We start from the raw sequence: 14,470 nt of genomic DNA, 5'->3' as shown, positions 1-14,470 counted from the left end.
ATTGGCGATTGATTGACCACGGAACCGGAGTGGAGGCGACGGCGATCCCGCTTCGTCGCTCCCATGGCGCATTCGTCCACAGCTTTCGCCGCGAGGGGGCTGGCGTCGAATCAGCCTCGGCGCCTAGAGTGGCGCGATGTCTCATGCCGCCTTCGTTCCGCTTCGCGTCTTTTCCTCCTTCACCATGCTGGAAGGCGCGATCGATCCCAAGAAGATCGCCAAGCAGGCGCGCGCATTGGGCTTTCCGGCCGCAGCGATCACCGATCGCAACGGTCTCTATGGCTCCATGGCCTTTTCCGACGCCTGCAAGGGCGAGGGCGTGCAGCCGATCATCGGCGCGATGCTGGGCGTGCTGCGGCCGGGGCGTCCGGCCAATGCTGCGCCTGTGCATGACTGGCTGGCGCTCTATGCCCAGGATGCGCGCGGCTACGACAATATCTGCGCGCTGGTGTCGATGGCGCATCTCGACCGACCGGTTGAGGAGGTGCCGCATGTAACGCTCGCCGCGCTGGAGGGGCGGACCGATGGCGTTATCGCCCTGACGGCGGGTGGCGAAGGGGCGCTGGCGCGGCTCTTCGCGGAAGACCAACCGGACGCCGCGCACGCTTATGCCGATCAGCTGGAGGCGCTGTTTCCCGGTCGGCTCTACATCGAAATCTGCCGGCGACTGGACCCTGTGGAGGGCAAGGCGGAGCCGGCGCTGCTCGATCTCGCCTATGACAGGGGCCTGCCGCTGGTGGCGACCAATCCGACCTGCTTTGCCGAGCCGCATTTTCACGAGGCGCATGACGTGATGCTGTGCATCGCCGATGGCGCCTATGTCGACACGGCCGATCGACGGACCAGCTCGCCCGACGCCTGGATGAAGCCGGCGGCCGAGATGAAGCGCCTGTTCGAGGATTTGCCCGAGGCGCTGGCCAACACGCTGGTGGTGGCGCAACGCTGCGCCGTCGCTGCGCCCAAGCGCAAGCCGATCCTGCCGAGCCTCGCCGGCGACATTGAGGGCGAGGCGCGGATGCTGCGGGAACAGGCGACGGCGGGGCTGGAGGCGCGGCTGGAAAAGGCCGGCATCCTGGCCGAGGAAGCGCGGCGGCCTTATTATGAGCGGCTGACCTTCGAGACCGACATCATCATCCAGATGGGCTTTCCCGGCTACTTCCTGATCGTTGCCGACTTCATCAAATGGGCGAAGGAACAGGATATTCCGGTTGGGCCGGGTCGCGGATCGGGCGCGGGGTCGCTGGTCGCCTGGGCGCTGACCATCACCGATCTCGACCCGCTGCAGCTGGGCCTGCTGTTCGAGCGCTTTCTGAACCCGGAACGCGTTTCGATGCCCGACTTCGACATCGATTTTTGCGAAACCCGGCGCGGCGAGGTGATCCGCTACGTCCAGAATAAATATGGCACCGACCATGTGGCGCAGATCATCACCTTCGGTAAGCTCAAGGCGCGCGCGGTGCTGAAGGATACCGGCCGCGTTCTCCAGATGAGCTATGGCCAAGTGGATCGGCTCGCCAAGCTGGTGCCGAACCATCCCACCGATCCGTGGACGCTGGAGCGATCGCTGAACGGCGTCAGCGAATTCAAGGCGGAATATGACAATGACAATCAGGTCAAGCGCCTGATCGACTATGCGATGAAGCTGGAGGGCTTTCCGCGGCACAGCTCCACCCATGCCGCCGGCGTGGTGATCGGCGACCGGCCGCTGAGCCAGCTGGTGCCGCTCTATCGTGATCCGCGATCCGATATGCCGGTGACGCAGTTCGACATGAAATATGTCGAGGGCGCGGGGCTGGTGAAGTTCGACTTCCTCGGCCTCAAGACATTGTCGGTGTTGCAGAAGGCGGTGCAGCTGCTCGCGGCGCGCGGCGTGACGGTCGACCTCGACACGCTCGCCTGGGACGATCCGGCGGTCTATGAATTGCTTCAGCGCGGCGACACGGTGGGCGTGTTCCAGCTGGAATCGGAAGGGATGCGCAAGACGCTGGCGGCAGTGCGTCCGACCAATTTCGGCGACATCATCGCGCTGGTGTCGCTCTACCGCCCCGGCCCGATGGACAATATCCCGATGTTCGGCCGTCGCAAGAACGGCCAGGAAGAGATTGAATATCCTCATATTCTTCTGAAGCCCATTCTCGAAGAAACCTATGGCATCTTCGTCTATCAGGAACAGGTGATGCAGGCGGCGCAGATCCTCGCCGGCTACAGCCTGGGCGACGCGGACCTGTTGCGCCGCGCCATGGGCAAGAAGATCAAGGCGGAAATGGACGCGCAGCGCGCCCGTTTCGTGGAGGGCTGCGCGAAGAGCGACATTCCTGCTGCCAAGGCCAATGAGCTCTTCGACTTGATCGACAAGTTCGCCGGCTATGGCTTCAACAAGAGCCACGCCGCCGCCTATGCGCTGCTCGCCTATCAGACGGCGTGGCTGAAGGCGCATTACCCGGCCGAATTCTATGCCGGGTCGATGGCTTTCGATATTCACCTCACCGAGAAGCTGACCGTGTTCGTGGATGACATGCGGCGGATGGGGCTGACCTGCCTCGCACCCGACATCAACCGCAGCCAGGCCGACTTCACGGTCGAGGCGGTGCCGTATGAGGGCGAGGACAAGCGGCTCGGCTTTGCCGTGCGCTACGCGCTGGGCGGCCTCAAGGGCGTTGGCGAGAAGGCGATGGAGCAGCTGGTCGCCGAACGGGAGGCGGCTGGCCCGTTCAAGAGCCTCGATGATTTCGCCGACCGGATCGAGCCGCGGCTGCTCAATCGGCGGCAGCTGGAAAGCCTGGCGGCGGCGGGCGCGTTCGACGGCATTCATGCCGACCGGGCGGGCGTCCATGCGGCGGCCGAGACGATCCTGTCCGTCGCCTCCAGCAATGCCGCCGCGCGGGAAAGCGGGCAGGGCGGCCTGTTCGGCGACGTCGAAACGCCGCATGCCGATGTGCGCATTCCGCCGCATCAGGCCTGGACCGTGGCGGACCGCATGGCGCAGGAAAAGGAAGCATTCGGCTTCTACTTCTCCGCCCATCCGGTCGATCGCTACCGCCATCTGGCCGAAGCGCGGGGCGCGCGCAGCTATGGCCTCATCTGCCAGTCGCCCATGCCCGCGCCCAATGCCGAAGGGCGGGCGATGACGATTATGGCGGCGATGGTCGAGGATGTGCGCTGGCGCGAGACCAAGCGCGGCGCGCGCTACGCCAGCGCGACCTTCTCCGACCAGAGCGGCCAGTTTCAGGCGAGCTGCTTCGACGAGGATGGGTGCAAGGCGATCGAGGAACTGGCGCGCGATGGCGATTGCGCGCTGCTGATCGTCGAGCTGGATCGCCTGCCGGGCGAGGAAACACCGCGCGTCACCGTGCGCAGCGTCGAACCCTTCCGCGCGATCGCCAGCGCGTCGCGGATGGAACTGACGGTCGATGTCGAAACGCCCGAAGCTGTCGAGGCTTTGGCGACGCTGTTGGCGAGCGCGGGCGGCGGCCGCAGCGAAGTCTTCCTGCGCGCGCCGGTGAGCGACGGGCAGGCGGCACGCGTCTTCCTGGGCGACGGATACAGCCTGGGTGCGGACCAGGTAGACGCGATCGCAACGATCAAGGGGCTCACCATCCACAAGTTCGAGCGGATGGAGGTAAAGGCGGACGGCTATCGCACGCGCACGCGGCGATCGGGGATGCGGTTGGTGGGGTGATTGATTGGCCGAAGCGGTTGAACGCTCGCAGCAGAGTATGGCGCCCCCAGTCTTGAGGAGCAGAGTTTAACCCGCTGCCCGCCTCAGAAGCCGGCGGGGAAGAGGTGCTGGCCGGCCTCGTCGATCCGCAGGATCACCTTGCCCGCCACGGCGCTCATCGGCAGGTCCGCATAGAGATGCGGGAAGAGTGCGCCGCCGCGCGATACTTCCCATTTTACCGCGTCGCCGAATGGCGCCAGGTCGATCATCAGCAGCACGAGCCGGTCCTGTCCCGCGAAATGCTTGGCGACCGTCTCGGCCGCCTGCGCGCGCGTGGACATATGGATATAGCCGTCGGCAAGGTCGACCGGCGCGCCCTTGAAAACGCCGTCGGCCTTGAACTGCTCGAACTGCTCGGCGGTCAGCACCTTATAGGCGAAGAGGTCGCTCACGCCTCGCTGCTGTCGGCTTGGCCGTTCACTACCGCGTCCGCCTCGCTCTCCTCGATCTTGGCGGCGCTCACCACATGTTCGTCCTCGGCCACGTTGAACAGGCGCACGCCGGCCGAATTGCGACCGATGACGCGCAAGCTATCGAGGCCCATGCGAATGAGCTTCGCCTGATCGGTGACGAGCATCAGCTGGTCGGCGCGGGTCGCGGGGAAGCTGGCGACCACCGGGCCGTTGCGGCCAATATTGTCGATATTGGTGATGCCCTGTCCGCCGCGTCCGGTGCGGCGATATTCATAGGCCGACGACAGCTTGCCATAGCCATTGGCGCAGACGGTCAGGATGAACTGCTCGGCATCCTGCATCCGCGCGAACATCTCCTGATCCTGCATCTCGCCGTCCTTTTCCGGTTTCCACGGGGCATAGCGCAAATATTCCTCGCGCTGTTCGCCATCCGCGCCGGAGCGGTGCAGCACCGACAGCGAGATCACCTCATCTCCGTCGGCTAGCCTCATGCCGCGCACGCCGGTCGAATTCCGGCTCTGGAATTCGCGCACATCGTCGGCCTGGAAGCGGATCGCCTTGCCCTGCCGGGTGGCGAGCAGCACATCGTCGCTCTCGTCGAGCAGGGCGACGCCGATCAGCCGGTCGTCCGCATCCTCGCCCTCGAACTTCATCGCGATCTTGCCGTTGGAGGGCACGTTGGCGAACGCGTCCATGCTGTTGCGACGGACCGATCCCTTCGCGGTCGCGAACATGACATGAAGCTTGCTCCACTCGGCCTCATCCTCCGGCAGCGGCAGGACGGTCGAAATGGTCTCGCCCGGCCCCAGCGGCAGCAAATTGACCATCGGCCGCCCGCGCGTCGCCGGCCCGCCTTCGGGCAAGCGCCACACCTTCAGGCGATAGACTTTGCCCGCGGTCGAGAAGAACAGAACCGGCGTGTGAGTCGACGTCACGAACAGTTCGGTGACCGCATCCTCATCCTTGGTCGCCATGCCAGATCGGCCCTTGCCCCCACGTGCCTGCGCGCGGAAGGTGTCGAGCGGCGTGCGCTTGATATAGCCCTGCATGGTCACAGTAACGACCATATCCTCGCGCTCGATCAGGTCCTCGTCCTCGATCCCGTCGGCTGCGGCGGTGATCTGCGAGAGGCGCGGGGTGGCGAACTCGCTTTCGATCGCCTCCAGTTCCTCGCGCATGACGGCGTAAAGTTTTACGCGGTCGCCCAGGATGGCGAGATATTCGGCAATGGCTTCGGCCAGTTCCGCCAGTTCCTTGCCGATTTCGTCCCGGCCCAGCGCGGTCAGGCGATGCAGGCGCAGGTCCAGGATCGCGCGCACCTGAATGTCGGACAAGCGGTAGGTGTCGCCGGTGACTTCCGTTTCTATCGCCTCGACCAGGCGCAGATAGGCGGCGATCTCGCCGATCGGCCATTCGCGCGCCAGCAAAGATTCGCGCGCTTCGGCGGGGCTGGAAGATCCCCGGATGATCTTCACCACCTCGTCCAGGTTGGTGACCGCGACGACCAGGCCAAGCAAGATATGCGCCCGGTCGCGCGCCTTGTTCAGCTCATATTTGGTGCGGCGGGTGATGACCTCTTCGCGGAACTTGATGAACGCTTCGATGATCTCGCGCAGGCCCAGGATCTCCGGGCGGCCGCCGCGAATGGCGAGCATGTTCGCCGGGAAGCTCGATTGCGCGGGCGTGTTGCGCCACAGCTGATTGAGCACGACATCGGGCGTCGCATCGCGCTTCAGGTCCATGACGATGCGCACGCCCTCGCGGCTCGATTCGTCGCGGATGTCGCTGATGCCCTCGATCCGCTTGTCCTTGGCGGCTTCGGCGATCTTTTCGACGAGGCCGGACTTGCCGACCTGATAGGGGATGGAGGTGAGGACGATCGAGCGGCGGTCGCCGCGTCCTTCCTCCACATCATGCCGCGCGCGCATCATGATCGAGCCGCGCCCGGTATGATAGGCGCTGCGCGCGCCCGACTGGCCCAGGATCAGCGGCGCGGTGGGGAAATCGGGGCCGGGCACGATCTGGATCAGTTCGTCGGTCGTGATCGCCGGATTGTCGATATAGGCAAGGCAGGCGCGCAGCACTTCGCCCAGATTGTGCGGCGGGATGTTGGTCGCCATGCCGACTGCGATGCCGCCTGCGCCATTCACGAGCAGGTTGGGGAAGCGCGCGGGCAGCACCTGCGGCTCATGTTCCGACGCGTCATAGTTGGGCTGGAAATCAACGGTGTCCTTGTCGAGATCCTCCAGCAGCGCGTTCGCCACTTTTGCCAGACGTGCTTCGGTGTAGCGCATCGCCGCCGGCGGATCGGGGTCCATCGACCCGAAATTGCCCTGGCCGTCGATCAGCGGCACGCGCATCGACCAGTCCTGGGTCATGCGGGCCAAGGCATCGTAGATCGAACTGTCGCCATGCGGGTGATATTTACCCATCACCTCGCCGACCAGGCGGGCGGACTTGCGATAGGGGCGGTTGTAGACGAAGCCCGATTCTTGCGCGGAGAAGAGAATGCGGCGATGGACCGGCTTCAATCCGTCGCGCACGTCCGGCAGGGCGCGGGCAACGATGACCGACATGGCATAGTCGAGATAGCTTGCCTTCATCTCGTCGACGATGGAGATGGGGCTGATGTCCGAAGGGTCGGCGAGGACGGTCTCGTCGGTCAATGCGATTCTCTTGTTGGATGGTGCGATCTGATTGGCCAGCACTAGCCCAGCGAAACAAATCTGTCACCCCTCGCGCGCGAGCGCGCGTGCCTGCGCCGCCAATATGGCCCGGGCACGCGACAGGAGCGGGTCGCGGAACGAAACACCTGTATAGAGGTTGCAAATCACTCCGATTTAGGGTTGTTCAATGCCCGTTCACGCGCCGGCCCCTAACCGGCATGCAAACCCCGAAAGGTCGCCTGGTCCCAGGCGCAGAGGAGATGAGGATCATGCGTTTTGTTACCCCGGTGGCGCTTGCGCTGGCTCTGGCCATGACCAGCGGCGCGGTTTCGACCCCAGCCTTCGCCGCAAAGAAGGAAGAGAAGAAGGCCGGTCCCAAGCTCAACATCACGCCTGATGTTCTGAAGGCGCTGCAGACCGCGCAAAAGTCGGCAGAAGCGCAGGATTTCGCGGCGGCTAAGACCGCCCTTGCCGAGGCTGACAGCAAGGCCGCCTCGAATGACGACAAATATCAGATCGGCGCGATCAAGCTGAACACCGGCATCGCCGCCAAGGACGACGCCATGAAGATGGAAGGCCTCAACCAGATGCTCGACAGCGGCCTGACCCCGCCCGAGCAAGCCGGCCAGTTCAACGCCGTCGCCGCCGATGCGGCTCTGGCGCAGAAGAATTACGACGTCGCCATTCAGCGCGGCCAGGCGGCCCTGGCAGCGGGTTACAAGGCCGAAGCCGTGCAGCCGACGATTGCCCAGGCCTATTTCGGCAAGGCCGGCACCTCCAACACCGCGGCCGAACCCGCGCGTGGCTTCACCCAGCAGGGCCTTGCCGCGCTGAAGGCGGCGGCGGACGCGACCAAGGCTGCGGGCCAGCAGGTGCCGGCGCAATGGTATCAGATCGGCGTCAGCCGCGCTGAAGCGGCCAAGCTGCCGGACGTAACCGAGTGGGCGAAGATGTCCTATCAGGCCGATCCGAGCGGCCAGAATCTGCGGACGCTGGTCCGCCTGTTCCAGCGCGCCAATCCGAACATCACCAACCGCGAAAATCTGGACGTGCTGCGTCTGCTCGGCGCTTCGGACGGCCTGGTGGTGGCGCAGGACTTCACCGAATATGCCGAGATGGCGTCCAAGACCGGCATCTATGGCGAGGTCAAGTCGGTCATCGACAAGGGCCGGTCGAAGGGCGTGCTGAACGCCAGCCAGGGCGCGGACCTCTACCAGACCGCGGTTCCCAAGATCGCAGGTGACAAGAGCACGCTGGGCTCGGCCGAAGCCGACGCGAAGAAGGCCGCCAATGGCAAGATCGCGGCGGCGACCGCCGACGCCTATCTGGGCTATGGCGACTATGCCAAGGCGGCGGCCATGTTCGAACTCGCCAAGCAGAAGGGCGGCGTCGATGCGGACGAAGTGAATACGCGTCTGGGCATCGCCAAGACGCTGGGCGGCGACACCGCCGGCGCCAAGGCCGCTTTCGAGGCCGTGCAGGGCGGCGCGCGCAAGCAGATCGCCGGCCTCTGGCTCGCCTATCTGGGCACCAAGGGCGCCTGATGACGAACGCCGCCGGAGCCGCAGAGGCTTCGGCGGCGTCGAACATGCGGCCGGCGCCTTTTCGCCGGCCTGTATTGACGGGATAGGCGGGGGCATATCGTGCGTGGAATGAACAAGGTTTCCGGTGGCCTGATGCTGGCCGCCATGGCGGGGATGCTGGCGACGGCGCCCGTGTCGGCGAGAAAGAAGAAGATTGTGGTGGCGGGTCCGCCCATCACCATGTCGGACGCCTTCCGCGCCAGCGCGGCGGAAGCCGAGGCGGCCCTGAAGGCGCGCGATACCACCACCGCCGCCAGCCGCATCGGCGCGCTGATGCCGACCACCGATTTCGAAGCCTATGTGGCGGCCGGTATGCGCTATCAGTTGGCGGTTCAGCGGCGCGATGTGCAGGCGCAGCGGCTGGCGCTCACCGACCTGTTCAAGACGACCGCCGTGCCACGCACGGAAGCCCCGCGCCTGCGGTTCGTCGCGGCCTATCTGTCCTTCATGGTCGGCAATTATGACGATGCCACCGCACAGCTCGATTACGCCAGGACGCTGGGCTATGATGGCATCGACGCGATCATGCTGCGCGCCGACATCGCGTTGCGGCGCAACAAGCCGAAGGAAGCGCGTCCGCTGCTGCGGGAAGCGCTGGCGCGGCAGCGCGCATCAGGGCAGGAAGTTCCGCTCGCCTGGATCGATCGCGCCATCTCCATGGCTTATCAGGCCGAGGACTGGAATGAGGTCGGCGCCCTGTATCGCGAGCGCCTGGCGCGAACCGCGACGCCACAGGAGTGGCGGTCGGCGCTGACCAACTATATGTCGGCCGCCGATCTGGAATCGCAGGCGCGGCTTGACCTTTACCGCCTTCAGGCCGCCAATGGCGCGATGGCCAGTGAGCGCGATTATCAGGCCTATGCGCAGCTGGCGGAAAAGGCGGGCTTTTATGCCGAAGCAAAGGCGATCATCGAAGCCGGGCGCAAGGCCGGCAAGTTGACCGCGACGCAGGCCGCCACCAGCGCGCTGTTGAAGAGCGTGACGCCCAAGGCAACCAAGGAAATCGCGAGCCTGCCCGCCATGGCCAAGAAGGCGGCCGCCGCATCGAGCGGCAAGGAAGCCCTGGCGCTGGGCGATAATTATGTGTCGCTTGGCCAATTTCCCCAAGCGGTCGAGCAATATCGCCTGGCCTTGACCAAGGGCGGGGTGGATGCCGGGCGCGTCAATGCACGGCTCGGCATCGCGCTCGCTCGGTCGGGCGACTATGCTGGCGCTCAGGCTGCCCTGGCGCAAGCGACCGACAGCGATTGGGCCAGCGTCGCGGGGTTCTGGTCAACCTGGATCGACCAGCAGAACGCCAAGGCCAGCGCAGCTTGACGCGCCCGCCGCTGCCGGGTCACACCGGCAGCGGCACGCCCGGCAAATTCTTCGATGTGCGGATCGTCAGCGACGTCTTGACGCTCACCACATTGGGGGCCGGCGTTAATTTCGACGTCAGGAATTGCTGGAAGCTCTGAAGATCTTTGGCCACGACCTTTAGAATGAAGTCGATTTCGCCGTTCAGCATATGGCATTCGCGCACTTCGGGCAGCGTGTCGACATGTTCCTGGAAAGCCTTCAAGTCGGATTCGGCCTGGCTCTTGAGACTGACCATCGCAAAGACGGTGATGGTGTAGCCCAGCATCGCCGGGTCGACCACGGCATGATAGGATGTGATCGCGCCGGATTCCTCCAGCGCCCGGACGCGGCGCAGGCAGGGCGGGGCCGTCAGCCCGACCTTGCGCGCCAGTTCCACATTGGTCATGCGCCCGTCATTCTGCAGCTCGCCTAGAATTTGCAGGTCGATGTTGTCAATATTGGGGCCAGACATTATTCTGATTATTTCCTATCCTGTGTGCTGCCTGCACCATAATAATATTTCAGGCCATTGCAATTGTCCCACTATGCGACGGCCTGATTCTGTCGCATCCGCACCCTTCCCCTGAGCCGCCCAAGCGCCTATCCATAGGGCAGACGGCGCGCTGCGGCGCGATAGATGGGGAAGATGGTGCGTTTCAACGATCTCATGCATACGGTGCTGGCAGCGGAAAACCGCTCGGGCCTGAGCGCGGTGACGTTGTGGCGCCAGTGTGTCGACCTGCTGGCCCAGCATGATCGCGCCGATCGCAGCACCATGCCGGATGAAGAACGCGACCTGCTGCTGGACCGCCTTGCGAAGTTGCGCCCGAAATTGTCGGAGACGCAGCGAATCGCAACGGCCGTGGAGCTGGGCGGCCGGCTGCGTTCGCCTTCGCTGATCCGCTTCTTCGCGAGCGACCGTCCCTCCGTGGCGGCCGCCGCAATGGCGCGCGCGCAATTGCCCGATCTGCTCTGGGCCGAGCTGCTGCCGCAATTGACGCCGACCGCGCGCGGCGTGCTGCGCGGTCGGCGCGATACCGGCCCCTACACGCGCAAGGCGCTGGAGGCCTTTGGCCCCGCTGATCTGGTGTTGACGACGGTCCACCAGGGCGCGGGTGAGGATGACGCTCTGCTGCTGACTGAAGCGATGGCGCCGCCCGCCGAAGCGGCTGCGCCGTCGGTCGTTACGCCGCTGCGGCCGGCGACGAAGGACGAGGACCAGATTCGCAACCTGGTCGATCGCATCGCGGAATTTACCAGCAATCGCCGCCCCATCGGCCAGGCGGACAGCGGCAAGCCGGCGCAGCCCGACGCGCCCCGCGCCTTCGCGTTCGAAACCGATGCTTCGGGCGTCATTCTGTGGGTGGATCAGGGTCCGCGCGCGGCGCTGGTCGGCCTCACTCTGGGCGAAGCGGCGCTGGAGGGCGACAGCGGCCCAGATGGCCATGTCGCCGGCGCCTTCGCACGCCGCAGCGGCTTTCAGAATGGCCGCTTCACTATCCTGGACGGGGTGATGGCGGGCGAATGGCGCATGTCTGCCGCGCCTTTCTTCGATCCGCAATCGGGCCGCTTCCAGGGGTATCGCGGCGAAGCCCGCCGCCCCTATCTGCATGAAGTGGCCGCGCGCCCGGCGCCTGCGCCTATGCCCGTGACTGGCCTGTCAGCGGATTCGCTGCGGCAATTGGTTCATGAACTGCGTACGCCACTCAATGCGATATTGGGCTTCGCCGAGATTATCGAACAGGAATTGTTCGGCCCTGCAGGTGCGCAATATCGCGAAATGGCGGGGAAGATCGCGGTCGATGCGCGCCATTTGCTGGCCGCCTTTGACGATCTCGATCTCGCCGCCCGCGTTTCGCGCGGCGATGGCAGCGGCGCGCCGCAGTTGATCGATCCCGATCATCTGGTCTCGCAAGTGGTCGAGCGCTTCAGCGAGCAGGGTGGGGCCGCGCTCCCGCCGATTGACATCGCGATTGCGCATGACCTGCCCCCGATCCTGGTGGACCCGGTGCAGGGCGAGCGGATGGTGCAGCATTTGCTGCGCACGATCGTGTCGGTCGCGCCGCGGGACGAGGCGGTTACGGGAGCATGCTGGCTTCGCCCGGACGGCGGCCATGGCAGCGTCATTCTGGCGGTCGATCGGCCTTCGACCCTGGCGGGCCTGGAGGAAGGCCAATTGCTAGATCCGGGCTATAGCGCCGATGGCAATTGGGTGGATGGCCCGCTGTTGGGTCTTGGCTTTTCGCTGCGGCTGATCCGGAGCCTTGCGAGCGCCTGCGGCGGCGCGCTGGAGATCGAGTCGGGGCGGATCCTGCTGGTGATCCCGGTCGCGGGCGCAGCCAGTGGCGCGGTCGATATCGGCTGAAGCGCGCGAGCGCGGGAAACCCTATGGCAACCATTGGTGGCTAGGGGGAAGGGCATGATGGCATCTTCGCATGACGGCAATCTGCTCCTGCCTCCCTTGGAGCAGGACCGGATCATCCCCGACCCGGCGTTCGGCACGCGGTTCATGCTCTTCGTCGATACCGAGGAGGAGTTTGACTGGAATGCGCCGTTCAGCCGGACCGGGCATGGCGTCACGGCGATCGCGGGCATGGCGCGGGGCCAGGCCTATTTCGCCGCCGCGGGGGTCAAGCCGGTCTATGTGACTGACTATCCCGTGGTCGAATCTGATGCCGCTGCGGGCATGATGGGGCAATGGCAGGCGGATGGCGCAGCCGACATCGGCGCCCATCTTCATCCCTGGGTCAACCCGCCGCATCTGGAAGAAGTCACCACCGCCAATTCCTATGTCGGGTTCCTCCCCGAAGCGATCGAGCGCGCCAAGCTGGAGGCCTTGTGCAGCCGGATGGAGGCGCGCTTCGGTTCGCGGCCCATCGCCTATCGCGCCGGTCGCTATGGCGTCGGCCCCAACAGTGCGCGCCTGCTGGAGGAAGCAGGCTTTCAGCTCGACAGCTCGGTGCGCAGCCGGTTCGATTATAGCGGCCAGCATGGTCCCGACTTTCACGGCTTGCCGCAGCATCCTTATTGGGCCGGGCCGAGCCGGTCCCTCGTCGAACTGCCCTTGTCCACCGCCTTCGTGGGCTTGGCGCGCGGGGGCGGCGAGCCGCTCTACCGCGCGGCGCAGCGGGTCGGGCCGCTGGCGGGCGCTTTGTCGCGCGCCCGGCTGATCAGCCGCGTGCCCTTGACGCCCGAAGGCGTGCCGGTGCGCGACGCGATCGCCGCGATCGACGCGCTGATCGAGGACGGGGTGCGCGTGCTCAATTTCAGCTTCCACTCCCCCACGCTGGAGCTCGGCCATACGCCCTATGTCCGCAGCGAAGCCGACCGCACCGCCTTTTACCAGTGGTGGGATGCTGTGCTGGCGCATCTCGCTCGGCGCGGGGTGATGCCGTCGAGCCTCAACCAGTTGCTGGCGGCCATCCCGGCGCGCGCGGAGGCTTGCAAAGCGGCGTGATGCTGCCTAATCCGACGCGCTCAGGTGGGGCCTGTAGCTCAATGGTTAGAGCTGGCCGCTCATAACGGCTAGGTTGCGGGTTCGAGTCCTGCCGGGCCCACCAAATATTGCTTTCAAGACAGTTCGGATGCTATAATAAACCTCTGGAAAAGTGGGGTTTTTTAGCATTTTTGCTGTGCAGGACAGGTCAGGACAGACCAGGACAGTTCAGCGAATCTGTGGGCATAATTGCGGGCATGGCGGGCCGATTTGAGGGTATAATCTCATGTCGCTTACCATCGTCGAAATTAAGAATGCCAAGCCACAGGGCAGCGATTATCGGCTTGCCGATTCTCAAGGTCTTTTTCTCCATGTCACTTCGGCCGGCGGAAAGTTCTGGCGGTATCGATATCGGATCGGTCCGAAAGAAAAGACGCTCACCCTTGGTCGCTACCCTGAGGTCGGTCTCGTGGCCGCACGCGAGGCACATTATGAAGCGCGCAAGCTCGTCTCTGAAGGCAAGGATCCAGCGCTTGAGAAGCAGAAGGCGAAGATCGCCAGGATCGAGGCAGCTAAGGTCACTTTCAGGAAACTGGCCGAAGAATGGCTGGCCGATCAGGAGCCGATCTGGTCGATCTCGAATGCCAAGCGCGTTCGCAACCGATTTGAACGGGACCTCTATCCCCTTTTCGGAAATCTCCCGATCGGCCAGATTGAAAGCGCGTCTATTTTGCGGGCTCTGCGAAATATAGAAGCGAGGGGATCCATCGAAACGGCCAAGCGCGTGCGCGGTTATGTAAAGAGCGTGTTCCGGCGCGCGAAGGGGGAGGGGCTTGTCGACCACGCAATCTTGCTGGAAATCGACGAGATAAAGGATGCCCTCAAGCCGGCGCGCCGCGGATCGAAACAGCCAGCGCTCACAGAAGTGCCCGAGGTCCTCGAGTTCCAAAAGGTCGTGGACCGGTCAACCTCGAGCCTCACGATCAAGCTTGCTTCCAGGCTTCTGGCCCTGACTCTGGTCAGAGTGGGGGTGCTGCGAACCGCTCTGTGGAGCGAGTTCGAAGGCATTGACTGGGACAATCCTGATGCGATCCCAAACGCCCCCATCTGGCGTATCCCCGCTAGTCGTATGAAGCTCGACGTCGAGGATAAGTGTCAATCGGCGTGCAAACGGGACCCCCGATCGGCGCGCAAAAGGGACCCCCTTTCAAGGATGCCACGACGGTCGAGGAACGCGCCTTGCGCTGCGCGCGGCGTAGGGAGGGCGGAGCCCGACCGGAGGCGCGCGCAGCGCAAAGCATCTTAATCCCGGCGTG

The 14,470-nt window shown here is 64.7% G+C and carries 9 protein-coding genes and 1 tRNA gene; 7 read left to right on the top strand and 3 right to left on the bottom strand.

The genetic code is table 11. The features are described 5' to 3' along the window. The first annotated feature begins 136 nt into the window (after nucleotides 1-136). Nucleotides 137-3,679, top strand: coding sequence for a DNA polymerase III subunit alpha (dnaE, locus tag ACGGKE_RS05165; protein ID WP_394440638.1), 3,543 nt, complete (start codon nucleotides 137-139; stop codon nucleotides 3,677-3,679). Nucleotides 3,680-3,762: 83 nt separating this feature from the next. Here the strand turns inward: dnaE and ACGGKE_RS05160 are convergent, their stop codons facing one another. Both ACGGKE_RS05160 and gyrA read right to left on the bottom strand, forming a co-directional pair. Further along, nucleotides 3,763-4,110: a DUF952 domain-containing protein gene (locus ACGGKE_RS05160; RefSeq protein WP_394440636.1), complete on the bottom strand. Its 348-nt coding sequence runs from the start codon at nucleotides 4,108-4,110 to the stop codon at nucleotides 3,763-3,765. Beyond that, nucleotides 4,107-6,797, bottom strand: a complete 2,691-nt coding sequence (gene gyrA / locus ACGGKE_RS05155; RefSeq protein ID WP_394440634.1) for a DNA gyrase subunit A — start codon at nucleotides 6,795-6,797, stop codon at nucleotides 4,107-4,109. Before gyrA ends, ACGGKE_RS05160 begins: the two co-directional genes overlap by 4 nt. A gap of 269 nt (nucleotides 6,798-7,066) precedes the next feature. Here gyrA and ACGGKE_RS05150 point away from each other — a divergent pair, with 269 nt between their 5' ends. Both ACGGKE_RS05150 and ACGGKE_RS05145 read left to right on the top strand, forming a co-directional pair. Then, nucleotides 7,067-8,341, top strand: coding sequence for a hypothetical protein (locus ACGGKE_RS05150; protein WP_394440632.1), 1,275 nt, complete (start codon nucleotides 7,067-7,069; stop codon nucleotides 8,339-8,341). A 108-nt stretch (nucleotides 8,342-8,449) separates the two neighbouring features. Further along, nucleotides 8,450-9,697, top strand: coding sequence for a hypothetical protein (locus ACGGKE_RS05145; RefSeq protein WP_394440630.1), 1,248 nt, complete (start codon nucleotides 8,450-8,452; stop codon nucleotides 9,695-9,697). A 19-nt stretch (nucleotides 9,698-9,716) separates the two neighbouring features. Here the strand turns inward: ACGGKE_RS05145 and ACGGKE_RS05140 are convergent, their stop codons facing one another. Then, on the bottom strand, nucleotides 9,717-10,190 hold the full coding sequence (locus ACGGKE_RS05140; protein WP_394440628.1) for an Lrp/AsnC family transcriptional regulator: 474 nt from the start codon (nucleotides 10,188-10,190) through the stop codon (nucleotides 9,717-9,719). Between the two features lie 174 nt (nucleotides 10,191-10,364). Between ACGGKE_RS05140 and ACGGKE_RS05135 the strand changes: the two genes are divergently transcribed. The 4 genes from ACGGKE_RS05135 (at nucleotide 10,365) to ACGGKE_RS05120 (ending at nucleotide 14,460) form a co-directional block, all read left to right on the top strand. Then, nucleotides 10,365-12,083: a sensor histidine kinase gene (locus ACGGKE_RS05135; protein WP_394440626.1), complete on the top strand. Its 1,719-nt coding sequence runs from the start codon at nucleotides 10,365-10,367 to the stop codon at nucleotides 12,081-12,083. A gap of 54 nt (nucleotides 12,084-12,137) precedes the next feature. Continuing rightward, nucleotides 12,138-13,175 carry a polysaccharide deacetylase family protein gene (locus ACGGKE_RS05130; RefSeq protein ID WP_394440624.1) on the top strand — a complete coding sequence of 346 codons (1,038 nt, stop codon included), beginning with the start codon at nucleotides 12,138-12,140 and terminating at the stop codon, nucleotides 13,173-13,175. 27 nt (nucleotides 13,176-13,202) lie between these two features. Beyond that, nucleotides 13,203-13,278 (top strand) — tRNA-Ile (locus ACGGKE_RS05125). Between the two features lie 162 nt (nucleotides 13,279-13,440). Further along, nucleotides 13,441-14,460, top strand: coding sequence for a tyrosine-type recombinase/integrase (locus ACGGKE_RS05120; RefSeq protein WP_394440622.1), 1,020 nt, complete (start codon nucleotides 13,441-13,443; stop codon nucleotides 14,458-14,460). The last annotated feature ends 10 nt before the right edge of the window (nucleotides 14,461-14,470 follow it).

The sequence above is a fragment of the Sphingobium naphthae genome, from assembly GCF_043589935.1.
Lineage (GTDB): Bacteria > Pseudomonadota > Alphaproteobacteria > Sphingomonadales > Sphingomonadaceae > Sphingobium > Sphingobium naphthae_A.
The sequence above is the reverse complement of the archived record's forward strand: the minus strand, read 5'-3'. Positions and strand labels throughout refer to the sequence as shown.